Here is a 25,895-nt window from a genome sequence, read left to right as displayed (position 1 = left end):
ATCACCTCACCACCGTTTGCCCGACTGGTTTTCGAGCAAGGGTCGCACTTTGGCCGAAATGGCTTCTCGCGCCCGAAAAATTCGAGATCGCACCGTACCAATGGGGCACCCCATCGCGGTAGCAATTTCTTCATAACTGAGCCCTTCGATCTCTCGCAGCGTGACAGCTTGGCGCAGATCATCGGGCAAGGCCTCCATGGCTGCATTCACGACCTGGGCGATTTCCTGGGCCGCAAGGACAGTTTCGGGGGTTTCGTCGCTGGTTAGTTCGTGTCCAAGGCGGGAAGTTTCATCCTCGTCCTCCGAACCCCTGAATGCATTTTCGGAAATGACCGGGTTGCGCTTCATGTCCATGAGCGCCTTCTTGGCTGTATTGACAGCAATCCGGTACAGCCAGGTGTAAAACTGGGCGTCGCCGCGAAACTGATGCAGCGCCCGATAGGCGCGAATGAAGGTTTCCTGGGCAATGTCCTGCACCAGGTCCGTGTCGCGCACCATGCGCCCGATCAGTCGTTCGATGCGGCGTTGGTACTTGATGACCAGCAATTCATAGGCGCGCTGGTCGCCCGCTACCGTGCGCTCCACCAGTTGGAGGTCGCTGTCTTCGGAGGGGGAAGGCGGAATTACAGTCATGGATACTCAGTATTCACGCCCTAGGGCAGCTTGCCGGGCGGTTTCGTCAGCGTTGTCAGCGCCCGATCTGGCGCGCGAATATACCGCACGGCGCAAGTCCATCCAGCGCTCTGGCTGGCTAGAACGCTCCAGCCACAACCACAGCGGCGGATGTCCGACGAGCAAGATGCGCACCCACAGATGCGCCTGCAGATCCAGAAGCACCTCAGGGGGCGCCGAAAGCGTCAGCGGCACACTGGTGGGCGGCGCCACTCGGTTCAGCGTCCAGGCTTGGCCGTCGAACTGCAAAACTCCACGGGCTTGGCTCCACCAAAAGTGCATGGCAGCCGCCATCGCTGGCAGCCAGAAACACAGGGCCACTGCGATAGACAGATGCGCGGCACGGCTACCCAAAGCGATCCAGGCAACCAAAACGGCACCACCAGCAAGCACCCAGGCAGCCAACAGCACGCTCAGCGCCCGACTGCGACGCAGCGAATATTGGATAGAGGGAGGCCGTCTCGAAAGCCGCGTCACAAGACAGCTCCCTTCGACGGACGAATCAAGCGCCAATTCGATGACGGACAGACACCACAGTCAATGACACATCGCCCGCAGGCCCACGAGCGATACGTATTGCCACCGAATCCGAGATTGGTATATGCGCGCAATCAGACGCGTTTGAATACCAGCGTTCCGTTGGTGCCGCCAAAGCCAAAGTTGTTCTTGACGGCTACATCAATCTTCATGTCCCGCGCCGTATTGGCGCAGTAGTCGAGATCGCACTCCGGATCCTGGTTGAACAGGTTGATGGTGGGCGGCACTTTTTGTTCATGCAGTGCCAGCACGGTGAAAACACTCTCAATCCCCCCCGCACCGCCGAGCAAGTGGCCCGTCATGGATTTGGTGGAACTCACAACGGTCTTGTAGGCGTGGTCGCCCAAGGCCGCTTTGATTGCATTGGTTTCGTTGATGTCACCCAGAGGAGTGGACGTGCCGTGGGCGTTAAGGTAATCCACCTGATCGGCATTGATCCCGGCGTTGCGCAACGCGCTGAGCATGGCGCGGCGGGGTCCATCCATGTTGGGTGCCGTCATGTGACCTGCATCTGCGCTCATGCCGAAGCCGCTGAGTTCGGCATAAATCTTGGCGCCTCGCGCTTTGGCGTGTTCATACTCTTCGAGCACCATCACACCGGCGCCTTCGCCCAGCACAAAACCGTCGCGATCCTTGTCCCAGGGGCGGGATGCCGTCTTGGGGTCGTCGTTGCGGGTGGACAGGGCCCGCATGGCGGCAAACCCGCCGATGCCCAGCGGAGATACCGTGGATTCGGTACCGCCAGCCACGACCACGTCCGCATCGCCGTATTCGATCATGCGACCTGCCTCGCCGATACAGTGCAAGCCCGTTGTGCAGGCAGTCACCACGGCAAGGTTGGGACCCTTGAAGCCAAAGCGCATGGACACATGCCCTGCCACCATGTTGATGATGGACGCAGGTACAAAAAATGGAGTGATACGCCGTGGCCCGCGGCTGACCAGCTCGGCGTGTGTGTTTTCGATCAGCGGGAGGCCGCCAATGCCGGAGCCGATCACGCAGGCAATGCGTGTGGCGAACTCCTCACTGAGCGCTTCACCCGTGGGAAGCCCTGCGTCCTGGACGGCCTGCGCTGCAGCAGCGATGCCGTAGTGGATGAAGGTATCCATCGCGCGCGCATCCTTGGCGCTGATGTACGACTCCAGGTCAAGACCTTTGACCTCTCCCGCAATCTTGCAGGCGAAGTTCGATGCATCGAACTTGGTGATGAGATCAATGCCGGACTGGCCGGCAAGGAGATTGGCCCAGGACTCGGCCACCGTGTTACCCACGGGGCTGACGCAACCCAGGCCGGTCACGACAACGCGACGACGGCTCATGCGTATAAAACCTTCTGCTGATCGCTTGAGTCAGGCGCAGGGCGCCGCTCAGGCCTTCTGGTGGGTGTTGGCGTAGTCGATGGCGTTTTGCACCGTGGTGATCTTCTCGGCGTCTTCGTCCGGGATCTCGATGCCGAATTCGTCTTCCAGAGCCATCACCAGTTCCACCGTGTCGAGCGAGTCGGCACCGAGGTCTGCCACGAAGGCCTTTTCATTGGTGACTTGGGACTCTTCCACACCGAGTTGTTCGGCAATGATTTTTTTGACGCGTGCTTCGATATCGCTCATGGTTTCCCTCTGGGGGTTGTGAATGAATCCGCGATTCTAGCCGCTTAAGGAGAAGCCCCTAAACGACCCGCCGTCCGGATGAACCGGCGTTAACTTTCAATAACTACATGTACATGCCGCCATTGACATGCAACTCCTGTCCCGTCACATAGCCTGCCTCGCGCGAGGCAAGGTACGCCACCGCGTGAGCGATGTCGGCCGGCTTGCCCATGTGACCCAGCGGGATCTGCGCATTGAGCGCTTTTTGCTGCTCTTCGGGCAACACGGAGGTCATGTCGGTCTCGATGAAACCGGGTGCCACGCAGTTCACGGTGATACTGCGGCTGCCCAGCTCACGGGCCAGTGCGCGCGTCATGCCCGCCACACCCGCCTTGGCCGCAGCGTAGTTGGCCTGGCCCGGATTGCCCGACGCACCCACTACGCTGGTGATGCTGATGATGCGCCCAAAGCGCTGCTTCATCATCGGCCGGATCGCTGCGCGGCTGACACGGAAGACCGCCTTGAGATTGGTATCCATGACAGCATCCCAGTCGTCGTCCTTCATGCGCATGGCCAGAGTGTCGCGCGTAATGCCCGCGTTGTTCACCAGCACATGCAGGCCACCTTGCTGCTTGACGATGGCGTCCATCAGGGCCTCGACCGCAGCCACATCGTTCACGTTCAGATTGGCACCGCGGCAACCAGGGTAAGCCGCCAGCGCCTGGCTGATGCGCGCAGCGCCTTCATCCGTGGTGGCTGTACCCACCACCTGGTAGCCGCGCACCGCCAACTCCAGGGCAATGGCAGCACCGATGCCGCGCGATGCACCGGTCACCAGCGCCACTTGCGCCGCCTGCACTGCTGTCTGGGTCGATTCCGTCATGCCAACAACTCCCGGGTTTCAGCCAGTGTGGCCGAGTCAAACAATGCTGCGCCGACCAGTTCAGGGTCGATGCGTTTGGTGAGGCCTGCCAGCACCTTGCCAGGGCCACATTCAATGATGTGCGTCACACCACGGCCTTTCAGCGCGTGCACGCATTCCACCCAGCGCACGGGGCCAAAAGCCTGGCGGTAGAGCGCTTCGCGAATGGCATCAGCGTCTTGCTGCACCAACACGTCCACGTTGTTGACCACCGGAATGTGAGGGGTAGCAAGCGCAACCTCCGCCAGCGCCATACGCAGCTTTTCAGCCGCAGGCTTCATCAGGCTGGAATGGAAAGGCGCCGACACTGGCAGGGGCAATGCGCGCTTGGCGCCCGCCGCCTTGAGCACTTCACAGGCCTTGTCCACACCCGCCTTGGTACCGGCGATCACGGTCTGGATCGGGTCGTTGAAATTGACAGCCTCCACCACCTCAGCCGTACCTGGCCCGAACGATGCCAAAGCCTCGGCACAACCAGCGATGACCTTGGAAGCCTCCATGCCCAAAATGGCCGCCATGGCACCGGTGCCGACAGGCACCGCCTCTTGCATGGCCGCCGCACGCAGCCGCACCAGAGGGGCCGCCTGCGCGAGCGTCAACACACCAGCCGCCACCAGAGCGGAGTATTCGCCCAGCGAATGCCCGGCAACGGCCACCGGGGCTGCGCCGCCTTCTGCGCGCCACACCCGCCATGCCGCCACGCCAGCGACCAGCATCACCGGCTGGGTGTTGGTGGTGAGGGCCAAAGCCTCCTTGGGGCCTTCCTTGATCAGCAGGCCGACATCCTCACCCAGAGCATCCGAGGCTTCCTGCAGGGTCTGCGCCACCACCGGGTGGTCACCCCAACCATCGAGCATGCCAACCGATTGCGAGCCTTGCCCCGGAAAGACAAATGCAAAAGACTTCATGAAAAATCCAGAAATATGATGAAACCGGCCGGTAGCGCAGGTACTTATTGCGCCAGCAGCTACAACTTCAGGAGCACAGCACCCCAGGTAAAACCACCACCCACGCCTTCGAGCAGCAGGGTTTCGCCTTTCTTGACCTGACCGGTGCGCACCCCATGGTCCAGAGCCAGCGGAATGGAAGCTGCCGAGGTGTTGCCGTGTTGGTCCACCGTGATCACCACCTTGTCCATGGACATCTTCAGTTTGCGGGCGGTGCTCTGCATGATGCGGATGTTGGCCTGGTGCGGGATCAGCCAGTCGATATCGGCCTCGGTCAGCCCGGCCTTGGCCAGGGCCGCGTGGGCCGCCTTTTCCAACACACCCACTGCCAGCTTGAAAACCGCCTGCCCGTCCATCTTGAGGACCGGATCCCCAAGCACCTTGCCGCCGGACACATTGCCGGGCACACACAAAATATCGACATGCTTGCCATCGGCGTGCAGGTCGCTCGACAGAATGCCAGGCGTGTCGGAGGCCTCGAGCACCACAGCGCCCGCACCATCACCGAACAACACACAGGTGGTGCGGTCGTTGAAGTCCAGGATGCGGCTGAAAACCTCTGCACCAATCACCAGCGCGCGATTGGCAGCACCTGTCTGGATCATGGCGTCCGCCACCGACAGGGCATAGACAAAACCGCTGCACACAGCTTGCACATCAAACGCAGGGCATCCATTGGCACCCAGCTTGTTCTGCAAGATACAAGCAACGGACGGGAACACCATGTCCGGCGTCGACGTGGCCACGATGATCAGATCGATATCGGTGGGCTGCAGGCCGGCGGCCTGCAGGGCATTGCGCGCAGCCTCCAACCCCAAGTCGCTGGCGGTCACATCCGGCGCCGCAAAGTGGCGCGCCCGGATGCCGGTGCGCTCCACAATCCATTCATCGGAGGTTTCGATACCGCGCTGGCCCAGTTCGGCAACCAGATCAGCGTTGGTCAACCGGCGGGGAGGCAGGTAGCTGCCGGTGCCGGTAATGCGGGAATAACGTCTCATTATTGTGCGGTCGCCGCAACGCCAGGCTGGGGCTGGGCATCTGCAGGCGCCAGCAGGGGCGCCGCGTGCGCAATCCGGGTCCGGACACGGTCGAGCAGGTTGTTGCGGGCTGCATCATACGCCCGGTTCAACGCCTGCTCGAAAGCCATGGCGTCTGCCGATCCGTGGCTCTTGAACACCAGCCCGCGCAGGCCGAGCAGCGCCGCGCCGTTGTAACGGCGGTAGTCCATGCGCTTCATCAACGCTTTTAAGATCGGATAGGCGACGATAGCGGCCATTTTAGTAAAAATGTGGCGCGAAAACTCGGTTTTAAGCGCCCCGATGATCATCGAGGCCACACCTTCGCTGGCCTTGAGCGCCACATTGCCCACAAAACCGTCACAGACCACGATATCCACCGTGCCCTTGAAGATATCGTTGCCCTCCACATTGCCATAGAAGTTCAAATCGCCGGAATTAGCTGCAGATCGCAACAATTCACCCGCCTTTTTGATCACTTCACTGCCCTTGATGACTTCTTCACCAATGTTCAGCAGGCCCACCGTGGGCTCGCTACCCTCTTGGAGGACCGATACCAGGGCAGAACCCATCACGGCGAACTGCAGCAGGTGCTCGGCCGAGCAATCGACGTTGGCCCCCAGGTCCAGCACCGTGGTGGCACCACCGGTGGCGTTGGGCAGCTGGGTAGCGATGGCAGGACGGTCGATACCGTCCAACGTTTTGAGCAGATAGCGGGCAATGGCCATCAAGGCACCGGTATTGCCCGCAGACACAGCCGCCGAAGCCGTGCCATCCTTGACTTGCTGGATGGCCACGCGCATCGAAGAATCTTTCTTCTTGCGCAAGGCCACTTCCACCGGGTCATCCATAGCGACCACTTCGGTAGCGGGAACGATGGTGGCTCGGTCGTGGGAGAACGATTGCAGGCTGTCCGCCAGGCCAACGAGCAGCAGACGGGCATCCGGGTGGTGGTCGAGAAACTGGCGGCACGCCGCGAGCGTGACGCGGGGGCCGTGGTCGCCCCCCATGCAGTCAACAGCCAGTGTGATCATGGGCGACTTGTCCGGTCGGCCCGAGGGGCCGAGAAATGAATACGACGGTCAAAACAAAGGCCCGCGCTACAGGGTGTGTAGCAACGGGCCTTTGGATGGAGTGAAGGTCAGGCTTCAGACTTGTTCTTCAGCACCTGACGGCCACGGTAGAAACCGTTGGGGCTGATGTGGTGACGCAGGTGCGTTTCACCGGTAGTGGGTTCCACAGCAATGCCTGGCACATTCAGGGCATTGTGCGAGCGGTGCATACCGCGCTTGGAAGGGGATTTTTTGTTTTGCTGAACGGCCATGATGGCTCCTGATCTGGAATAGGTTGGTAAAAACGCGATCAGCCCAAAAAGACACGATGGGGTTCGCGTGAAGCCCACGATTATAACCCAAATGATTTTTGGGTCGATGAATCAGTCTTTGGCGTCTTTGCGCAAGGCTGCCAGCGCGGCAAACGGGTTGGGTTTTTCGGCGTTGGCTTCTTCAAAATCGTCGTCCGAAGACGCCAGCGGCACCGAGGTCGGGCACTCGTCGTGCTTGGGCACCACGGGCAAAGCCATCAACAGCTCGTCTTCAATGAGTTCGTGCAGATCAAACTCGCGGCTCAGGGCCAGCAGGTCTTCTTCGCTCTCATCGTCCAGGGCCTCGGCCGTGGCTTCGTCCGCCACAAAGCGGAACTCACGATCCACCTCCAGGGGCACATCGACCGGCGTCAGGCAGCGCTGGCACTCCATGGGGAAGCTGGCGCGCACTTTGATATGCAGCCAGACCTGCCCCATGCCTCCCAGGGCAGTGCGCACTTCGCCCGTCGCCTCCCAGTCCACCAGCAGGTCGGGGTGCAGGCCTTTGGCCTCTTGCGCCAGGCGTTCGTACTTCAGCAGCGAGTCGTGTCCCGCCAGCCGACCGCCCGCCTGTGCGAAGGCTTTCACGTCGAGGCGCTGTGCGGAGAATTCCTTGGTCATGGCGGCAGTGTAAGAGAATCGGCGCATGCATCAATCCCCCTCCCCGCAACGCCCTCTGGTATTGGGCTCGACCTCGCGCTACCGGCGCGAATTGCTGGAACGGCTGAACCTGCCTTTCGAAGTGACCGCCCCCCATGTCGATGAGACTCCCCTGCCCGGCGAGGCGCCCCGCGCCCTGGCCTTGCGCCTGGCTCTGGCCAAAGCGCAAGCTGTGGCGCGGCAGCACCCCGAAGCCGTGGTGATCGGGTCCGACCAGGTGGCCGACCTGGCCGGGGAGCCGCTGGGCAAACCGGGCCAGCACGATCGCGCGGTGCAGCAGTTGCGCCAGATGCGCGGCCAGACGGTGGTGTTCCAAACCGCCCTGGCAGTGGTGTGCGCGGCCACCGGCTTTGAACAGGTGGACCTCGCCCCCGTAGAGGTGAAGTTCCGCGACCTATCGGATGAAGAAATCGAGCGCTACCTGCGCGCCGAACAGCCCTACGACTGCGCAGGCAGCGCCAAGAGCGAAGGCCTTGGTATTGCACTGCTGGACGCCATCCACAGCGACGACCCCACGGCACTCATCGGGCTGCCACTGATCCGCACATGCCGCATGCTGCGCGCAGCAGGGCTGGTGCTGCCATGAATGTAAAAACCGGCACGCTGTTTCTGGTGCCCGCCCCCCTCGACTTTGGCTGCGACACCCAGGCCCCACTGCAGGATGCCCTGCCCTCAGCCACCCTGCAGACAGCCGCCCGACTGACCCACTGGGTGTGCGAAAACGCCAAGAGCACGCGCGCCTACCTCAAGCGCATTGACGCGCTGCACCCCCTGGCCCTCTCTCTGCAGCAACAGCAGATCACTGAGTTGCCGCGTGAAGTGCACAAAAAAGGTGACCACGGCGACAAAGGCTCAGCGCCGTTCGACGCCCGCCCGCTGCTGGCTGCAGCCCTGAACGGGCACGACATCGGCCTGGTCAGCGAAGCGGGCATGCCCGCAGTGGCCGACCCTGGCTCGTCGGTGGTGCGGGCCGCGCACGACCTGGGCCTGCGCGTGGTGCCGTTGGTAGGGCCGGTGTCGCTGCTGCTGGCCCTGGCCGCCAGTGGCCTCAATGGACAAAACTTCGCCTTCGTCGGCTATCTGCCACAAGACGGACAAGAGCGCACACAGCGCATCAAGGAGCTGGAAGGCATCGCGCTGCGCACGGGCCAGACCCAGCTGTTCATCGAGACCCCGTATCGCAACCCAGCACTGTGGCAGGCACTGGTTCAGACCCTGCAGCCGCACACCCGGCTGGCGCTGGCCAGCGGCCTGACCCTGCCCGACGCGCGGGTGCAAAGCCAGCTGGTGCGCCAGTGGAAGCAGCAGCCCGCACCGCCGGACAACCGCACCCCCGTGGTGTTTGCGCTGGGGCGTTGAGACAGCGACGGGGTAACACGCTACGGGCGAGGCGCCTGGAATGCTACATATTCAGGAGCATTCCAGGCATATTCCACTAGCGCAACCGCCCCAAAACACCCCCAAAACCCTCAGACCGCTGCACAACGGCCCCACACCGGCACGGCGGCACAGCGAAATTGGGCCCAACAAAAAGCCCCGGCAGATCCCTCTGCCGGGGCTTCGAATAGACATCTGCCGTCAATGCAAGGGCTTGCGCGGATGATCACGCCCCCTGCCGACTCCGAGGCGAATATCAGCGCAACTGTGGCCCCGATATGGCCAGTGACTTGACGGCGCCCATGCCCACCGCCGCGCCAAAACGCTTGGCCAGGCGCTCGGCCACGTTGTCGCGGCGGGTGTAGTCGATGATGTCCTCGGCCTTGACCACTTCGCGCGCGACATAGTCCAGGTTACCCAGCTTGTCCGCCAGGCCCATTTCCACGGCCTGCTGGCCCGTCCAGAACAATCCGCTGAAGGTATCGGGCGTGGTCTTGAGACGGTCACCGCGCCCCGCTTTCACCACGGCAATGAACTGTTGGTGGATCTGGTCGAGCATGGTCTGCGCGTAGGCGCGCTGCTTCTCGGTCTGCGGGCTGAAAGGGTCCAGAAAACCCTTGTTCTCGCCTGCGGTGAGCAGGCGGCGCTCCACGCCCACCTTCTCCATCACGCCGGTGAATCCAAAACCGTCCATCAGCACACCAATGCTGCCCACGATGCTGGCCTTGTCCACGTAGATATCGTCGGCGGCGGCTGCAATGTAGTAGGCAGCCGAGGCGCAGGTTTCTTCGACCACGGCGTAGATCGGCTTGTTGTGCTTGGCTTTCAGGCGCACGATCTCGTCGTTGATGATGCCGGCCTGCACCGGGCTGCCACCGGGCGAGTTGATGAGCAGCACCAGCGCTTGCGAGCCCTCATCCTCCAGCGCGCTGCGCATGGCGGCCACAACAAACTCGGCACTGGCCTCGGCGCCACTCGCGATCTCGCCCTTGATGTCCACCACGGCAGTGTGCGGCGTGCTTTTGCTGGTGCTGGGCGACGCCTGACGCAGGGCCACGAACGCAACAGCAGCAAACAACACCAGCCATGCCAAGCGGAAAAAAATCTTCCAGCGGCGGGCGCTGCGTTGTTCGTTGAGGGCGGCAAAGGCCAGCTTTTCCAGCGTGGCGCGTTCCCACCCGGGTTCACGCGATGAGTCGCTCACAGGGGCTCCTGAATTAGTAGCTGCTTGCGCCCACAGATCGGGGGCGGAATTGCTTTTGGGGTCAAAGCCCGACGAGGCGGGCTGATGGGGGTCTGTCATGTCATGCGTCCTGGGCACTGCACCGCTGCGGCCCGCGCGTTGCGGTGGCCCGCGTCGGGCGGCAGCACATCAGGGTAATTCATCTGGATTTTCTAGAACTCTACAGGCTGCAGGTTGTAGGCAGTATGCCAGCGCACCACACCATCGCTCTCCGACAGGGCAATTTTCACCAGCCCACCGCGGCAGGGACCGCCCGCACACTGGCCGGTATGGGGCAAGTAGGCCGCCCCGTGGGTGGCACACAACAGCCAGTTGCCTGTGTCATCAAAAAAGCGGTTGGGCTGGTAGTCCATCTCCATCGCCACATGGGTGCAGCGGTTGAGGTAAGCGTGCGGGAGGCCTCGGTAGCGGATTGCAAAGGCCCTGCACGTTTGGCCTGCGTACTGCACATCAAACGGCACGGCCAGGCCTCCATCGACAAGGTCGCCACTGTTGCACAGCGCGATAGGCTGATCAGTGGAGGGTATGGTCATGGGCTCGTCCCGCTCCGATACCCGCGTCAAGCGTTGTGCAGCAGCCAGTCGTGCAGCTCGCGCACCGAATGCACAACCGCCAGCGGCTGGAGGGCATGAAAGGCGTCGGGCTCGTGTGCGCCATAGCTCACCCCTACGCTCGCGCAGCCCGCGTTGACCGCCATCTGCAGGTCATGGGTGGTGTCGCCAATCATCAGCAGGCGCTCAGGCGCCACGTCAAATTCGGCCATCAGCTCCTGCAGCATCAGGGGGTGCGGCTTGCCAGCGGTCTGGTCGGCGGTGCGGGAGCCGTCGAACACGCCGCGCAAATCCACCGAATGCAGCGCCTCGTCCAGCCCGCGCCGGCTTTTGCCCGTGGCCACGGCCAGCAGGTGCCCACGTTCACGCAGATCGTTCAGCAGCGGCAACACGCCATCGAACAGGCTCAGGTCGTCCTGGTGCTGGATGTAGTGGAAGCGGTAGCGGTTGCCCAGCTCGGTGTACTTTTCGGGCGGCACATCGGGGGCGGCATGGGCCAGCGCCTGCATCAGGCCCATGCCAATCACATAGGCGGCCTCCTTGTCTGTGGGTACCGTGCCGCCCACGTCGCGCACCGCTGCCTGGATGCAGCGCACGATGATGGCGGTGGAGTCGAACAGGGTTCCATCCCAGTCAAAGGCGATGAGGTCGAAGCGGCGCGGACGGAAGTTTTTGGCAGACATGGAGGGGGTTCTTCGCGCAGGATCGTCAGGCAGGGGACACAAAATCGGCCAGCTCAGGGGGTAGCTCGGCAATCAGTTGCACACGCTCGCCCGAGGCGGGGTGGTTGAACTGTAACCGCCATGCGTGCAGGAACATGCGCTTCATCGAGAGCTTCTGCAAGCGCTTGTTGAGGTCAAAGTCACCGTATTTATCGTCACCCACGATGGCGTGGCCCTGGCTAGCCAGGTGCACACGGATCTGATGGGTGCGGCCGGTCTTGATGGTCACCTCCAGCAGGGACATCGCCGGCAGGCCTTGAGCGGCGCGCGCGGGCACAGTGCTGCGCACCTTGACCAACGTGATGGAGCGCATGCCATCCGGGTCATCGGCCGTGGTCACACGCACGCGGCGCTCGCCGTCGGCCTGCAGGTACTTGTGCAGTGGCAGGTCGATGACCTTTTTGTTGGCAGGCCAGGTGCCCGTGACGAGTGCCAGATAGGTCTTGCCTGTCTCGCGCTCACGGAACTGGTCTTGCAGGTGAGTGAGCGCTGACCGCTTCTTGGCCACCAGCAGGATGCCCGAGGTCTCGCGGTCCAGACGGTGCACCAGTTCCAGGAACTTGGACGCCGGCCGCGCCTGGCGCAATTGCTCGATCACGCCAAAACTCACGCCGCTGCCGCCGTGCACCGCCACGCCCGCGGGCTTGTCCAGGGCAATCAGGTGCTCGTCTTCGAGCAGGATGGGAAATTCGCGCGCAGGCGCCGGACGCTCGGCCTTCTCGGCCACCTTGTCGGAGATGCGCACGGGCGGCAGGCGCACCACGTCCCCTGCTTGCACGCGGGTGTCGGCGCTCACGCGGCCTTTGTTGATGCGGACCTCACCGCTGCGGATGATGCGGTAGACATGCGTTTTTGGCACGCCTTTCAAGTGGCGTATCAAAAAGTTATCAAGCCGCTGGCCAGCGGAGTCAGCATCCACTTCCACCAGGCGGGCTGCGGGAAGCCCCGCAGGGGCTGTGGGCGGTTTGGCCCCTATAATGTGTTTCACCTGCGCGTTGTTATGTAAGTGGTTGATTTGTCTGGAGTTTAGTCCACACAGCCCTTGCCCCTCACGCAGGCAGGTCGATGCCACCGGGCGTCGTGCGCGCAGATTGCAGGCCAGATGCCTGTGGTGGCCAGCACGCCGTGCGGCGGGCTGACAGATTGAAACACTGATACGGAATCCCCCAAGCTGGCAGATGTTCCCTACCCGGGCGCAGCCTGTCAGCGGATCAAAGCGAGCATGTGGTTGTTGATGAGCTGGATGGTGACCTTGTGGCGGTGGCTGATGCCCCCGGCTGCACGCTCCAATTCAGCCCCAACGCCCAGCCAGCAAGCGCAATCAGCTACTCTTTTGCTAGCAAAACTGCGCTCCTACCACTCGCCCCCATCCACGCGCCCCTGCCTCACGATGCTGCGCTAGAGCGCGGCAGATCATTGGCATTCCCGGCAATTCCCTTCGTTTCGATGCGTCAGTCCAGGCATTCACAGCTCCTGTAGAGCTTGTTGTATTGGTTTGGAAACTGTGGGCGGCAGCCCGCGCAGCCCTTCCTGTGGGTCAGGTGGGCTGCACCGCTGCTGTCCGCGAAACACTGAAGGAATCGCATCATGAAGCGGATGCTCATCAACGCCACGCAGCCCGAAGAACGGCGCCTGGCCATCGTCGACGGACAAAAGCTCCTCGACTACGAAATCGAAATCGAAGGGCGCGAACAGCGCAAGGGCAACATCTATAAGGCCGTCGTCACTCGCGTCGAGCCTTCGCTGGAAGCCTGTTTTGTGGACTACGGCGAAGACCGCCACGGTTTCCTGCCGTTCAAGGAAATCTCGCGCAGCTACTTCACCCCCGGTGTCTCGCCCAGCCAGGCGCGCATCAATGAAGTGATCAAGGAAGGCCAGGAACTGCTGGTCCAGGTCGAAAAAGAAGAACGCGGCAACAAGGGCGCGGCCCTGACCACCTTTGTCTCGCTGGCCGGCCGCTATGTGGTGCTGATGCCCAACAACCCCCGTGGCGGCGGCGTTTCACGCCGCATCGAGGGCGAGGACCGCGCCGAGCTCAAGGAGGCGATGGACCAGCTGGAATACCCGAACGGCATGTCCATCATCGCGCGCACCGCTGGCATTGGCCGCACCGCGCCCGAGCTGCAGTGGGACCTGAATTACCTGCTCAAGCTGTGGAACGCTATCGACGGCGCCGCCAAGGGCGGCAAGGGCGCCTTCCTGATCTATCAGGAATCGAGCCTGGTGATCCGCGCGATCCGCGACTACTTCAACAACGACATCGGTGACATCCTCATCGATACCGACGACATCTACGAACAGGCACAGCAGTTCATGGCGCACGTCATGCCCGAGCATGCCGCCCGCGTGAAGCGCTACCGCGACGACGCCGCCCTGTTCAGCCGCTTCCAGATCGAGCACCAGATCGAATCGGCCTACGCCCGCACCGTGCAACTGCCCTCGGGTGGCGCCATCGTGATCGACCACACCGAAGCGCTGGTCAGCGTGGACGTGAACTCGGCCCGCGCCATCAAGGGCGGCGACATCGAGGAAACCGCCACCCGCACCAACCTGGAAGCCGCCGACGAAGTGGCCCGCCAGATGCGCCTGCGCGACCTGGGCGGCCTGATCGTCATCGACTTCATCGACATGGAAGAGTCGAAGAATCGCCGCGAAGTGGAAAACCGCCTGCGCGACGCGCTGCGCCAGGACCGCGCCCGCGTGCAGTTCGGCACCATCAGCAAGTTCGGCCTCATGGAAATGAGCCGCCAGCGCCTCAAGCCCGCCTTGAGCGAGGGCTCGTCCATCCCCTGCCCACGCTGTGGCGGCTCGGGCCACATCCGCGACACCGAATCGTCGGCCCTGCAGATCCTGCGGATCATTCAGGAAGAGTCGATGAAGGACAACACGGCCGCTGTGCACTGCCAGGTGCCGGTGGAAGTGGCCTCTTTCCTGCTGAACGAAAAGCGCACCGAGATCGCCAAGATCGAACTCAAGCAGCGCGTGGCCGTGCTGATGGTGCCCAACAAGACGCTGGAAACCCCCAACTACCGCCTGGAACGCCTCAAGCACGACGACCCGCGCCTGGACCACATCGAAGCCAGCTACAAGCTCGCCGAAGAAGTGGAAGACCCCACCGCCGTGACGCGCCGCTCGCAAGAGCCCACCAACAAGCAGACCCCGGTGATCAAGGGCGTGCTGCCTGACGCACCCGCCCCCGTGGCGGAGCCCCGCCCCGAAGGCGCCGCACGCCCACCCCGTGGTGGCCAACGCCCTGCAGCCGCTGCCACCCCTGCACCTGCACCAGTAGCCGCTCCAGCGCCCGCCCCTGCCGCACCGCAAGAGCAAGGCTTCTTCGCCTGGCTCAAGAGCCTGTTTGGCTTTGGCAGCGCACCGGCAGCCCCCACCCCGGTCGCAACGGCATCGCCCGCAGCCGCACCTGCCGCTGCCGAAACCACGAGCCGTGGCGAACCGCGCCGCGAAGGCCGCAACGGTGAAAGCCGTGGTCGCCGTGGCGGCCGCGATGGCAACCGGGACGGTCAGCGCGAAGGCGCACCACGTGATGGCAACCGCGAAGGCAGCTCTGGCGAAGGCCGTGGCCGCCGTGGCGAACGCTCGGCCGAAGGCCGCGCTCCCCGCGATGCAGACAGCCGTCCACCCCGCGACGCAGAGCGCCGTCCCGAAGGCGAAGGCCGTGAAGGGGGCCGCAACGGACGTGGCGAAGGCCGTGAAGGGGGCCGTGGCCGCCGCGACAGCGAGCCGCGTAACCTGAACGCTGGCGTGAATGGTGACAACACCAACGCCGCAACCACTCCGGTAGAAGGCCCCAACGCGGGCAACACCGGTGGCGCAGAAGGCCAACCGACCCAGCAACCCCGAGGCGAGCGCGGTCCGCGCCGCGAACGGGGTGATCGCGGTGGCAACCGTGGTGAACGCGGTGAACGCGCTCCTCGCGCGGTCGAGGCCCAGGAGGCAGGCGCCACGGCCGCCGCTGGTGACTTTGCGGACACCGCTCCACTGGCATCGCTGCCGGACCTGGACCTGAGCGGCAATGACGCACCCGCCAACGGCAATGGCGCCACCGAAGAGCAGCGCCGCGAGCGCCGCTCCCGCGACCGCTATGGCCGTGACCGCCGCGAACGCGGCGAGCGTGGCCCGCGCGACAACAACGGCAACGCCGAAGCAGCTGCGCCAGCGATGCTGGACTTTGACCCCACCCAGGCCGAGCCCGCACCGGCACAGGACGAGGCGCCGCGCCGCAGCTACTTCAGCAACGCGCCCGCCGCCGAGCCCGTGGCACCGGTGGCAACCCCTGTCGCAGCTCCTGTGGCAGCCCCAGCCGCTTCAGCCACTGAGCCAGCCGCAGCGCCTGTTACCACGGCAGCTGTTGCAGCGCCCGTTGCAAACCCTGCAGCCGCCCCGGTGGCTGCCCCGGCACCTGTCGCAGCACCTGCACCGGCGGTAGCCGCCCAGGCCCCCGTGGCGACAGCTGCACAAGCCAAGGGACTGCCCCGCGTTCAGGCGTTCACGCTGCCCATCGATGAACTGCAGCAAGTGGCTGCCGCATCGGGCCTGCAGTGGGTGAACTCTGACGCGGACAAGATCGCTGCCGTGCAGGCCGCCATCGCTGCCGAGCCCAAGCCCATCCGCGTGCCCCGCGAACGCCCCCCTGCGGTGGTGCTGGACGAAGGTCCGCTGGTGCTGGTGGAAACCCGCCGCGACCTGTCGGCCATGGCGCTGCCGTTTGAGCAGCCCCCCGCAGCCTGATGCGCTGCAATGGCTGCTGCCCCAGGGCTGCAGCCTGCACCAAGAAGGCGGCTCAGGCCGCCTTCTTTTTTTGGGCAACCGAGCAAGCACCGTGCTGGGCGCCAATACCCGCAAGCCACAGAAGACGGTCGTCCAGCAGGTACCATTTCAGGCCGCTGGTGCAGCCAGCAACCCGCGCTTTCCAGGCCACACTTCACCCCCGAGATCCACGGACCCTTTGCCCCCATGCTGTTCCTGCTGTCTCCCGCCAAATCGCTCGACTACGACACGCCCGTTCCCGAAGGCCTGCCGCACACCACGCCCCAGTTTGTGCCGCAGTCCACGGCCCTGATCGAAGTCCTGCGGGAGCAGTCGCCGCAGCAGATCGCGTCGCTGATGGAACTGAGCGACACGCTCGCGGCGCTGAACGTGGCGCGTTACCAGGCCTGGCGCCCCCGCTTCACGGCCCACAACTCGCGCCAGGCGGTGCTGGCCTTCAATGGCGACGTGTACGAGGGGCTGCAAGCCCGCAGCCTGAGCACTGACGACCTGCACTGGGCCCAGAGCCATGTCGCCATCCTCAGCGGCCTGTATGGTGTGCTGCGGCCGCTGGACCGCATGCAGCCCTATCGCCTGGAGATGGGCACGCGCCTGGCCACCGAGGCAGGCAGTAACCTGTACCAGTTCTGGGGCCGCCAGATTGCCGAGCACCTGAACACCCGGCTGCGCGCCGACACCACGCCGGTGGTGATCAACCTCGCCTCGCAGGAATACTTCAAGGCCGTGGACCGCAAGGCACTCAAGGCCCGCGTGATCGAATGCGTGTTCGAGGACTGGAAGGGCGGCAACTACAAGATCATCAGCTTCTTTGCCAAGCGCGCACGCGGCCTGATGGCGCGCTACGCCATCACCCACCGCCTTGCCACACCCCACCAGCTCGAAGGGTTTGACCTGGACGGATATGCCTTTGCCCCGGCATCATCCGAGCCCGAGCGCCTGGTCTTCCGGCGCAAGACCCCGCCCTCCGCATAAATCCGCCCACCACCCTGCTCTTGTTGAAGGACCGCCATGGCATCGCGTTCTGACCAGCACCCGGACAGCATCACCACCCAGCACGCCAGCGCAGCGCGGCAGGCCATCACCCCCGAGTTGCGCCGCTGGATCATCGAGCAGGCCCAGGCGGGCTATGCTGCGCCCGTGGTGCTGCAGTCCATGCGTGACGCAGGCTGGGACGAAGACGTGGCGGCGGACGCGCTGGAGATCACGCTGCAGGAGCACCTGAACGACCTGGCTGTGCAGCAAGGCCTGCCCTCGGCCGTGCGGGTGCCCGAGCCCCGGCTGGATGAATCCCCCGCCCAGGTGGACTGCGGAGACCGCACCGTGAATGTGCTGCTGGCCATGGCACAGCCGCGCATCGTGGTGTTTGGCAACCTGCTGTCGCCTGAGGAGTGCGATGCCCTGATAGCCGCTGCAGAGCCCCGCATGGCACGCTCGCTCACCGTGGCCACCAAGACCGGGGGCGAAGAGATCAATGCCGACCGCACCAGCGACGGCATGTTCTTCCAGCGCGGGCAAAGTCCCCTGATCCAGCGCATCGAGGAGCGCATTGCGCGCCTGCTCCAGTGGCCCATCGAAAACGGCGAAGGCCTGCAGGTGCTGCACTACCGCCCCGGCGCCGAATACAAGCCCCACTACGACTACTTCGACCCCGCCGAGCCCGGCACGCCCAGCATCATCCAGCGCGGCGGCCAGCGCGTGGGCACGCTGGTGATGTACCTGAACACACCTGACAAAGGCGGCGGCACCACCTTCCCCGACGTGCACCTGGAGGTGGCGCCGCAGCGTGGCAACGCGGTGTTCTTCAGCTACGAGCGCCCGCACCCGTCCACCCGCACCCTGCATGGCGGCGCCCCCGTGATCGCTGGGGACAAATGGATTGCCACCAAATGGCTGCGTGAGCGGGAATTTCAGTAAAAACTCCGGCATGCGCTAGTCGAACATGCGCCAGCAGCTATAAAAATAGTAGCAATAGCACAGACTCCCTTAGAACCCACACACCCGAAAGACCAGGCCATGAACACGCCAGAACAATCCCAACTCGGCAAGGCATCGGCCTATGTGGACCAGTACGACGCCTCGCTGCTGTTCCCCATCCCCCGCGCGGGCAAGCGGGCCGAGATCGGCATCACCGGCGCGGCGCCCTTCTTCGGGGCCGACCTGTGGACGGCGTTCGAGCTGTCCTGGCTGAATGCGCGTGGCAAGCCGCAGGTGGCGCTGGCGCACATCACCGTGCCCTGCGAGACGCCCAACATCGTCGAAAGCAAGTCGTTCAAGCTCTACCTCAACAGCTTCAACAACACGCGCTTCACCGACGCAGCCGAGGTGCAGGCACGCATCCGCGCAGACATCAGCGAAGCCGTGTGGCGTGGCGCCGAGCACCCTGCCACCGTGGGGGTGAAGCTCATCGCGCCCGAGCTGTTCGACCAGGAGCCCGTGCACGAGCTGGACGGCCTGAGCCTGGACCGGCTGGACGTGGAATGCACGCGCTACCAGCCCGCGCCCGACCTGCTGACGGCCACATTCAACGAAGCGCCCGTGACCGAAACCCTCACCAGCAACCTGCTCAAGAGCAACTGCCTGGTGACCGGCCAGCCCGACTGGGGCAGCGTGCAGATCAGCTACAGCGGCCCGCAGATCAATCAGGAAGGGCTGCTGCAGTACCTGGTGAGCTTTCGCAACCACAACGAGTTCCATGAGCAGTGTGTCGAGCGCATCTTCATGGACGTGTGGACACGCTGCAAACCCATCAAGCTCACGGTGTACGCGCGCTACACGCGCCGGGGCGGGCTGGACATCAACCCCCTGCGCACCAGCCACCCGCAGGCCCTGCCGCGCAACGTGCGCACTGCCCGGCAGTAGGCCTGCCCCCGCCACCCGTCAACCGACCGCATCCGTCAGTTGCGCGCGTCGATCCAGTCGCACCGCAGGGTGTGGCGCAAGTGCGCGCGGGTGCGCCAGGCAACGTACAGGCTGGGGACAAAAATGCCGATCAGGCAGACCGGCGCGGCGCAGGGCTCGCCAAAAGCGCAGATGGGAAACCAGCCCACCCAGCCCAGCATCCAGACCGTCAGCACCAGGTCCCACAGGTGGTATTCGAGCGGGTGGTCGGCCTTGTGCGCCACATGCCACTGCTTGATGCGCTGCAGCTCGTCGAGGGTCATGGTGATCTCCCGGAAAACGGGAAAATCACTGTAAGTTACGAGTAAGAATTCGTCAAGGTGCGAGTGTTCCTTGGCGGCTCGTTGCAGCGCCGCTCACCCCAGCCGGAACACATCCACCGAGCGGCCCAGCGACACCGCGCTTTCCTTGAGGCCCTGGGCGGCGGCGGCCGACTCCTCCACCAGCGCTGCGTTCTGCTGCGTCACGGTGTCGAGCTGGGTCACGGCCTCGTTGACCTGGGCAATGCCCTGCGACTGCTCCTTGGTGGCGCTGCTGATCTGCTGGACCAGCGTGCTCACGCGTTCCACCGCATGGACCACACCTTCGATGGTGGTACCGGCATGGTCCATCTGCTGCGCGCCGCTGGCAATCTGGTTCACCGTGACGCCAATCAGACCGCTGATCTCCTTGGCCGAGCTGGCGCTGCGTTGCGCCAGGGCCCGCACCTCGCCCGCCACCACCGCAAAGCCCCGGCCCTGCTCGCCTGCACGGGCCGCCTCCACGGCGGCATTGAGCGCCAGCAGGTTGGTCTGGAAGGCAATGCCCTCGATCACGCCCACGATCTCGCTGATCTTGGTGGACGACAGCTTCATCTGCTGCATGGCCGCGCCCACCTCCTGCACCGCCTGACCACCGCGCGTGGCGATGTCGCTGCTCTGTGCGCTCTCGTGCGACACCTTGGCCGCTGTCTCCGACGTCTGCAGCACCGTGCTGGCCAGTTGCTCCATCGCAGCGGCGGTTTCTTCCAGGCTGCTTGCCTGCGACTCGGTGCGGGCCGACAGGTCCATGCCGCCGCGCGCGATTTCGTCGGCCGATTCGATGAAGTTGCGCACCTCGGTGCGCACGTCGCCCACCACGGCGCGCAGGTTGACCTGGGTCTGCTGCAGGCGCTGCATCAGCGCGCCCAGGGGCTGGGGGTAGTCGGTGCCCACCGACGTGGCAAGGTTGCAGGCCGAGATGTCGGACGCGAAGCGGGTGGCATCGTGCACGCCCTGCAGCACGGTGGCCTGAAAGCGCCACAGCGTCCACCCCGCCCCCAGCAACAGCAGCACTAGGCGGGCCACCCAGGCGGTGGTGCCTTGCAGCCCCATCACGTCGGGCAACAAGGCCAGCAGCACCGTCATCAGCAGCAGGATCGCCATGCGGGGCAGCAGCGCCATCTGCGCCAGGCGCTGCTGCCAGCCACGCACTCCCCGGTAGCGCACGTTGCCCGAGTCCAGGTAGAAGCTGCTTGCGCCCGAAGCCGCCTCGCTGCGCATCTGTGCATACAGGGCCTCGGCGGCCACCATCTCGGCCGCACTGGGCTTGGTGCGCACCGACATGTAGGCGCGTGGCTTGCCGCCTTCCATGATGGGAGTGACGTTGGCGCGCACCCAGTAGTGGTCGCCGTTCTTGCGCCGGTTTTTCACCAGACCTGTCCAGGGCTGGCCCCGGCCAATGGTGCGCCACATGTCCTTGTAGGCCTCGGCCGGCATGTCGGGGTGGCGAATGATGTTGTGGGGCTGACCAATGAGTTCGTCGTAGCTGTAACCGCTGACGCGCACGAACGCCGGGTTGCAGTGCGTGATCTCACCCTTGGTGTTGGTGCTGGACACCAGCAGCTCTTCACCGGGGTAGTCAAAATTCTGCTGGGTCACTGGCAGATTGATGCGCATTCGAGGCTCCTGAAGGGCCTGCGGCAGGGGCAGGCGGCGCGGCTTTTTTTGGCGTGTTGTATGTAACCGCTTGATACGAATCAAGTCTAACTGCTCCCTCCACTGCTTTGCCCCAAAAAGGTGCCTCCTCACGCCCCTCAAAGCGCAAACACTGAGAGCCTGCTCACCGTCTTTTGGAAATCCGCTGTCTCAATCAAAAAAGCTGTCCGGTTTCCATGGTCGCCTCTGTCCGAGGCCCGCGCCGACGCCCCTCTGCGGCCGCTGTGGCACGCGGCTCCAGCGCAGGTTCCTCCCCCCGCCGCGCCAGTGTGCTGGCCCGCACGCCGAGCAGCCGCAGGCGCTTGTCCAGCGGCACGCGCTTGAGGCATTGCCCGGCCAGCTGCCGGATGGTGGCTCCGTCGGCGGTGTAGCTGTTGGCGGTGTGGTCACGCGTCGCGATCTTGAAGTCGTCGTAGCGCAGCTTGATACCGATGGTGCGCGCCACATAGCCCTTGCGCTGCAGATCTTCGGCCAGCCGCATGCACAGGTCGGTAAAAATGGCGCCCAGCTCGGCCCGGTCACGCACCGCATGCAGGTCGCGGTCGAAGGTGGTCTCGCGGCTCATGCTCACTGGCTCGCTCTCGGTCACCACCGGACTGTCGTCTCGGCCCCAGGCCACGCGGTGCATCCAGGCGCCGGTGGACTTGCCAAAGTGGCCCATCAGCCACTGCTCATCCTGCGCGGCAAGCTGCCCGATGGTTTCAATGCCCAGCCGCGCCAGCTTCTCGCCCGCCTTGGGACCGATGCCATTGATCTTGCGCACGTTCAAGGGCCAGATTTTGCTCTGCAGGTCTTCCTCGTAAACGATGGAGATGCCGTTGGGCTTGTTGAACTCGCTGGCCATCTTGGCCAGCAGCCGGTTGGGCGCCACGCCGATCGAGCAGGTCAGCCCGGTCCTATCAAAGATGCTTTTCTGGATGAGCCTCGCCAGCACCCGCCCGCCTTCGCGCTGGCCGCCGGGCACGTCGGTGAAGTCGATGTAGACCTCGTCCACCCCCCGGTCCTGCATCACCGGTGCGATCTCGGTGATGGTGCTCTTGAACAAGCGCGAAAAGCGTCGCACCTCTTCAAAATCCACCGGCAGCACGATGGCCTGAGGGCACAGCTTGGCGGCCTTCATCATGCCCATGGCCGAGCCCACGCCGAACTGCCGCGCCGGGTAGGTGGCCGTGGTGATCACACCCCGGCCCACGTAGTCCTTGAGCAGCGGAAAGTCTTCCACCGGTATGAAGCGCCGCTCGCGCTCCTCGGTGCCGTCTGGCCCGCGCAGCAGCAGCTCGTCCACCTTGCGCCGCCCGCCACCGATCACCACAGGCAAGCCTTTAAGTTGCGGGTAGCGCAGCAACTCGACGGACGCAAAGAACGCGTCCATGTCCAGGTGCGCGATGCGGCGTAACGGCATCATGTGATCCATCTCAGTGCTTGATCGTCGACAGCACAGAGAAGGACGGCCATGGCTGCACAACGGTGATCATCACTTGCACACCTGCCAATAAATCAGGCAGCGCCTGCAACCTGGAGCCGAATCCGAAGCCGCGCCAACATCTCGTCTGACGGCAGTTGAACGTCGGTCAGAGTCGCGTCATGCAATCCATGATCGGGAATCGGTAAACCAGCCTGCTGATAATCGTAGCTCCAGTTGGATTCGTAAAGCACCGTCCAGCGGTCAGTCCATTCCATTCGCAAACGATGCGCACGAACAAGGTCGAACATAAGCCGGTCGCACTTGGGCGTTGCAGCGCGTGGAATCATCCCCCAAAGGGTCCACACGAATGCGGCTGAACGATGAAAGGACATGCAGCTGGTATCGACATGCTGCCGCGAAACATCCTCTTGCGACACCAAGCGCAAGTGTTCATGCCCCGGCAAAAAAATGTGCCGGGACCCAAAAACGGCATCGAGTGGAGCGCCATCATCTATCCCACGCTGATAGGCAGACACCAGGCTTTCCAGGTGCTCGGGCTCGAACAAGTTATCTGCGTCGAGAAAGCAAGCCACGTCGGCCCCTTCGTTCAGTGCCAGCAAGGCGCCTACGCTTCGCGGAGTGCACCCATAGTCTGCATGCGCACTGGGCAAATTAACTGCCACTACGCGCTCATACCCCTCCATCACCTCAGGCCTGGGATGACCATCGGCCACCATGTAGTGCACAAAATTTCGATAGGTCTGCCTCTGCACGCTGTCCATTCCGCGACGCAATACCGCCTCAGACTCTTTGAAATAAGGCGTGATGACAGCAACTTTCATGACGCACCTTCCTCACGCATTACTTGAACAACGCCGTCCACAGAAGTGGTTGAGGTGGCTGACAAAAGTTGCCGAAAATAGTCCACCGTCTTTTCCAACCCAACGGACAAAGGCACTGTGGGCTCCCAACCCAGTACGTGCTTGGCGCGCGTAATGTCCGGACGCCTCTGGCGGGGATCATCTTGGGGCAAAGGACGAAAGTCCACCGCGGTGCGCGCCCCCGTCAAGGTCAGTACACGATCCGCAAGCTCACACATGGAAAGCTCGGTAGGATTGCCCAGATTGATAGGTCCGGTTACCTCCAGCGGGCTTGCCATCAAAGCGAGCAGCCCTTCGATCAGGTCGTCAATGTAGCAAAATGATCGCGTCTGCGAGCCATCACCGTACACCGTTAGCGAGTCGCCACGCAACGCTTGCACGATGAAGTTGCTCACCACTCTCCCGTCATCTGGCTGCATGCGAGGTCCATACGTGTTGAAGATTCTCGCTACCTTGATGGCCACTCCGTGACGGCGATGGAAATCGAAAAACAGGGTTTCAGCGCAGCGCTTTCCCTCGTCGTAACAAGCCCTTGGCCCCAAGGGATTGACATGGCCCCAGTACGCCTCGGTCTGTGGACTGACCTCAGGATCACCATAGACCTCGCTGGTAGACGCTTGCAAAATGCGCGCGCCACACCGCTGGGCGAGTTCGAGAAGATGGATAGCCCCGTACACGGAGGTTTTGACGGTATGCAACGGATCGGCCTGGTAGTGCGGAGGCGATGCCGGACAAGCAAGGTTGTAAATTTCATCAACCTCCATCCCGGCTGGCAACGGTTGTGCGATGTCGTGCGTTATCAGTGCAAAGTTCCGGTGCGCCAAAAATGGGGCGACATTCGCATGCGATCCCGTCAGGAACGAATCCATGCAGAGGACGTGACAGCCAGAACGCAGCAATCGCTCACACAAGTGGGAACCCAAAAAGCCAGCACCACCTGTAACAAGAATGCGTTTGGAGACCATGGAAACCTTGCAGGAACGAAGGCGGAATGCAATGAGCAAGTGAACTGCATAATTATCAGTGCCTACCGTTGCTGGGATCTCCATGATGATGGATACCGACGCGCAGGCAACGGACAACAACATCTTCGCTGCGCTGAGGTAAGGACACCTGCAGCGCACTCTGCGGGTACTACCCACCCGGGTATATCCTCCGCCTCTCAAGGTCCCATGAAAATAGCTGTCGCTGGAATCGGGTATGTTGGTCTTTCCGTGGCCGTGTTACTTGCGCAACACCACGATGTTGTATTGATCGATATCGCACCAGACAAAGTACAGCAAGTTTCTGACCGGATATCGCCCTTCTGCGACCCCGATATCCAACAGTATTTGAGCGACACGTCGTTGCGCCTAGAGGCCACACTAAGCCAGCAAGCAGCCTATGAGCGAGCAGACTATGTGATCGTGGCAACGCCCACAGACTTTGATCAGAAGACCGGCACTTTCGACACTGCCTCTGTGGATGCTGTCATACAGAGCGTATTGGCGATCCAACCCAATGCGGTGATCGTGATTCGCTCGACCGTGCCAGTAGGATTTACTGAAAACGCAAAGACCCGTTGGGGTACCAATCAGCTGGTTTTCTGTCCAGAGTTTCTGCGGGAGGGCCAAGCTCTGCATGACACGCTCAACCCCTCACGTATCGTTGTGGGTGAGCGCTCGGAACGAGCACAGACTCTTGCAGGTCTTCTATTGGAAGGCGCGCGCTCCAAAGAAGTCCCCGTGTTGTTCACCAACGCCAGAGAAGCAGAGTCGATCAAGCTTTTTGCCAATGCCTATTTGGCGATGCGTGTGGCGTACTTCAATGAACTTGACAGTTTTGCCGAAACCCACGAGCTCAACGCGCGGCAGATCGTCGAAGGCGTGTGCGCCGACCCTCGCATTGGGGGGCACTACAACAACCCATCGTTTGGCTACGGCGGGTACTGCCTGCCCAAAGACACCCAACAGCTGCAGGCCCAATTCGACGGTATCCCTCAACACCTGATCAGTGCCATCGTACGCTCCAATGCTGCAAGGCAACATTTCATTGCTGAGCGCATCATGCAACGCGACCCGCAGAGGGTGGGAATATTTCGGCTGATCCACAAGCAAGGATCGGGAAACTTCCGCACATCCAGCATACAAGGGGTAATGATGCATTTACAGGATCGAGGAGTTGAAATACTTGTCTACGAACCGAACTTGAATGCAGCAGACTTCCTTCATTTCCGCGTGGAGCATGATCTCGACACCTTCAAGCGCTGCTGCGATGTCATCCTCGCCAATCGAATTACAGATGTCCTCAACGACGTAACGCACAAGGTCTACACCCGAGACCTCTTTGGCCGAGACTAGCGCCACCAGTTCGCCAACAATAACTGCTAGCTCCCA

26 protein-coding genes are annotated in these 25,895 nt (G+C 63.0%); 7 read left to right on the top strand and 19 right to left on the bottom strand.

Annotation, left to right across the window (positions count from 1 at the left end):
* Nucleotides 1-6 precede the first annotated feature (6 nt).
* From rpoE to ASD75_RS20245, 10 genes are all read right to left on the bottom strand, one after another.
* On the bottom strand, nucleotides 7-633 hold the full coding sequence (gene rpoE, locus ASD75_RS20290) for an RNA polymerase sigma factor RpoE (RefSeq protein ID WP_015013192.1): 627 nt from the start codon (nucleotides 631-633) through the stop codon (nucleotides 7-9).
* A gap of 6 nt (nucleotides 634-639) precedes the next feature.
* Nucleotides 640-1,083 carry a hypothetical protein gene (locus ASD75_RS20285; protein ID WP_235511667.1) on the bottom strand — a complete coding sequence of 148 codons (444 nt, stop codon included), beginning with the start codon at nucleotides 1,081-1,083 and terminating at the stop codon, nucleotides 640-642.
* Between the two features lie 200 nt (nucleotides 1,084-1,283).
* Nucleotides 1,284-2,528, bottom strand: coding sequence for a beta-ketoacyl-ACP synthase II (gene fabF / locus ASD75_RS20280; protein WP_056061355.1), 1,245 nt, complete (start codon nucleotides 2,526-2,528; stop codon nucleotides 1,284-1,286).
* A 48-nt stretch (nucleotides 2,529-2,576) separates the two neighbouring features.
* Entirely contained in the window at nucleotides 2,577-2,816 is a 240-nt protein-coding gene (acpP, locus tag ASD75_RS20275; RefSeq protein WP_003058049.1) for an acyl carrier protein, read from the bottom strand.
* A 103-nt stretch (nucleotides 2,817-2,919) separates the two neighbouring features.
* A complete protein-coding gene (gene fabG / locus ASD75_RS20270) occupies nucleotides 2,920-3,678 on the bottom strand; it encodes a 3-oxoacyl-ACP reductase FabG (RefSeq protein WP_056747587.1) in 759 nt (252 codons plus the stop codon).
* On the bottom strand, nucleotides 3,675-4,625 hold the full coding sequence (gene fabD / locus ASD75_RS20265; protein WP_056747585.1) for an ACP S-malonyltransferase: 951 nt from the start codon (nucleotides 4,623-4,625) through the stop codon (nucleotides 3,675-3,677). Before fabD ends, fabG begins: the two co-directional genes overlap by 4 nt.
* 59 nt (nucleotides 4,626-4,684) lie before the next feature.
* The gene (locus ASD75_RS20260; protein WP_056747583.1) at nucleotides 4,685-5,662 is read right to left on the bottom strand and encodes a beta-ketoacyl-ACP synthase III; all 978 of its coding nucleotides are present in this window, start codon (nucleotides 5,660-5,662) and stop codon (nucleotides 4,685-4,687) included.
* Nucleotides 5,662-6,714 carry a phosphate acyltransferase PlsX gene (gene plsX / locus ASD75_RS20255; protein WP_056061343.1) on the bottom strand — a complete coding sequence of 351 codons (1,053 nt, stop codon included), beginning with the start codon at nucleotides 6,712-6,714 and terminating at the stop codon, nucleotides 5,662-5,664. Before plsX ends, ASD75_RS20260 begins: the two co-directional genes overlap by 1 nt.
* A 107-nt stretch (nucleotides 6,715-6,821) precedes the next feature.
* A complete protein-coding gene (rpmF, locus tag ASD75_RS20250; RefSeq protein ID WP_005794249.1) occupies nucleotides 6,822-7,004 on the bottom strand; it encodes a 50S ribosomal protein L32 in 183 nt (60 codons plus the stop codon).
* Nucleotides 7,005-7,115: 111 nt separating this feature from the next.
* The gene (locus ASD75_RS20245; protein WP_056061340.1) at nucleotides 7,116-7,664 is read right to left on the bottom strand and encodes a DUF177 domain-containing protein; all 549 of its coding nucleotides are present in this window, start codon (nucleotides 7,662-7,664) and stop codon (nucleotides 7,116-7,118) included.
* Between the two features lie 25 nt (nucleotides 7,665-7,689).
* Here ASD75_RS20245 and ASD75_RS20240 point away from each other — a divergent pair, with 25 nt between their 5' ends.
* Both ASD75_RS20240 and ASD75_RS20235 read left to right on the top strand, forming a co-directional pair.
* Nucleotides 7,690-8,289 (top strand): Maf family nucleotide pyrophosphatase, encoded by a 600-nt coding sequence (locus ASD75_RS20240; RefSeq protein ID WP_056747581.1) that lies wholly within the window; start codon nucleotides 7,690-7,692, stop codon nucleotides 8,287-8,289.
* Nucleotides 8,286-9,062 (top strand): SAM-dependent methyltransferase, encoded by a 777-nt coding sequence (locus ASD75_RS20235; RefSeq protein WP_121943435.1) that lies wholly within the window; start codon nucleotides 8,286-8,288, stop codon nucleotides 9,060-9,062. Before ASD75_RS20240 ends, ASD75_RS20235 begins: the two co-directional genes overlap by 4 nt.
* A gap of 274 nt (nucleotides 9,063-9,336) precedes the next feature.
* On the opposite strand, the gene ASD75_RS20230 is transcribed toward ASD75_RS20235, so the two are convergent.
* The 4 genes from ASD75_RS20230 to ASD75_RS20215 form a co-directional block, all read right to left on the bottom strand.
* Entirely contained in the window at nucleotides 9,337-10,383 is a 1,047-nt protein-coding gene (locus ASD75_RS20230; protein ID WP_056747577.1) for a S49 family peptidase, read from the bottom strand.
* 92 nt (nucleotides 10,384-10,475) lie between these two features.
* The gene (locus ASD75_RS20225) at nucleotides 10,476-10,856 is read right to left on the bottom strand and encodes a Rieske 2Fe-2S domain-containing protein (protein WP_056747575.1); all 381 of its coding nucleotides are present in this window, start codon (nucleotides 10,854-10,856) and stop codon (nucleotides 10,476-10,478) included.
* Between the two features lie 26 nt (nucleotides 10,857-10,882).
* Complete coding sequence (locus ASD75_RS20220; RefSeq protein ID WP_056747573.1) at nucleotides 10,883-11,557, bottom strand: HAD family hydrolase; 675 nt, start codon at nucleotides 11,555-11,557, stop codon at nucleotides 10,883-10,885.
* A gap of 25 nt (nucleotides 11,558-11,582) precedes the next feature.
* On the bottom strand, nucleotides 11,583-12,584 hold the full coding sequence (locus tag ASD75_RS20215; protein WP_056747571.1) for an RluA family pseudouridine synthase: 1,002 nt from the start codon (nucleotides 12,582-12,584) through the stop codon (nucleotides 11,583-11,585).
* A 599-nt stretch (nucleotides 12,585-13,183) separates the two neighbouring features.
* Between ASD75_RS20215 and ASD75_RS20210 the strand changes: the two genes are divergently transcribed.
* The 4 genes from ASD75_RS20210 (at nucleotide 13,184) to queF (ending at nucleotide 19,240) form a co-directional block, all read left to right on the top strand.
* Nucleotides 13,184-16,342, top strand: coding sequence for an Rne/Rng family ribonuclease (locus ASD75_RS20210; protein WP_056747569.1), 3,159 nt, complete (start codon nucleotides 13,184-13,186; stop codon nucleotides 16,340-16,342).
* Between the two features lie 225 nt (nucleotides 16,343-16,567).
* Entirely contained in the window at nucleotides 16,568-17,353 is a 786-nt protein-coding gene (gene yaaA / locus ASD75_RS20205) for a peroxide stress protein YaaA (protein ID WP_056747568.1), read from the top strand.
* A gap of 36 nt (nucleotides 17,354-17,389) precedes the next feature.
* Complete coding sequence (locus ASD75_RS20200; protein ID WP_056747565.1) at nucleotides 17,390-18,295, top strand: 2OG-Fe(II) oxygenase; 906 nt, start codon at nucleotides 17,390-17,392, stop codon at nucleotides 18,293-18,295.
* Between the two features lie 99 nt (nucleotides 18,296-18,394).
* Complete coding sequence (queF, locus tag ASD75_RS20195; RefSeq protein ID WP_056747564.1) at nucleotides 18,395-19,240, top strand: NADPH-dependent 7-cyano-7-deazaguanine reductase QueF; 846 nt, start codon at nucleotides 18,395-18,397, stop codon at nucleotides 19,238-19,240.
* Between the two features lie 35 nt (nucleotides 19,241-19,275).
* Here the strand turns inward: queF and ASD75_RS20190 are convergent, their stop codons facing one another.
* From ASD75_RS20190 to ASD75_RS20170, 5 genes are all read right to left on the bottom strand, one after another.
* Nucleotides 19,276-19,542: a hypothetical protein gene (locus ASD75_RS20190; protein WP_056061307.1), complete on the bottom strand. Its 267-nt coding sequence runs from the start codon at nucleotides 19,540-19,542 to the stop codon at nucleotides 19,276-19,278.
* Nucleotides 19,543-19,635: 93 nt separating this feature from the next.
* Entirely contained in the window at nucleotides 19,636-21,195 is a 1,560-nt protein-coding gene (locus ASD75_RS20185; RefSeq protein ID WP_056747562.1) for a PAS domain-containing methyl-accepting chemotaxis protein, read from the bottom strand.
* A 193-nt stretch (nucleotides 21,196-21,388) separates the two neighbouring features.
* Nucleotides 21,389-22,636, bottom strand: a complete 1,248-nt coding sequence (locus ASD75_RS20180) for a DNA polymerase IV (RefSeq protein ID WP_235511666.1) — start codon at nucleotides 22,634-22,636, stop codon at nucleotides 21,389-21,391.
* 95 nt (nucleotides 22,637-22,731) lie between these two features.
* Nucleotides 22,732-23,481, bottom strand: a complete 750-nt coding sequence (locus ASD75_RS20175; RefSeq protein WP_056747559.1) for a glycosyltransferase — start codon at nucleotides 23,479-23,481, stop codon at nucleotides 22,732-22,734.
* Entirely contained in the window at nucleotides 23,478-24,485 is a 1,008-nt protein-coding gene (locus tag ASD75_RS20170) for a UDP-glucuronic acid decarboxylase family protein (protein ID WP_056747558.1), read from the bottom strand. Before ASD75_RS20170 ends, ASD75_RS20175 begins: the two co-directional genes overlap by 4 nt.
* 207 nt (nucleotides 24,486-24,692) lie before the next feature.
* On the opposite strand from ASD75_RS20170, the gene ASD75_RS20165 reads away from it, so the two are divergent.
* The gene (locus ASD75_RS20165) at nucleotides 24,693-25,859 is read left to right on the top strand and encodes a nucleotide sugar dehydrogenase (RefSeq protein WP_056747557.1); all 1,167 of its coding nucleotides are present in this window, start codon (nucleotides 24,693-24,695) and stop codon (nucleotides 25,857-25,859) included.
* Nucleotides 25,860-25,895 lie beyond the last annotated feature (36 nt).

Source organism: Acidovorax sp. Root568 (assembly GCF_001427445.1).
GTDB classification, from domain to species: domain Bacteria; phylum Pseudomonadota; class Gammaproteobacteria; order Burkholderiales; family Burkholderiaceae_C; genus Acidovorax; species Acidovorax delafieldii.
The sequence above is the reverse complement of the archived record's forward strand: the minus strand, read 5'-3'. Positions and strand labels throughout refer to the sequence as shown.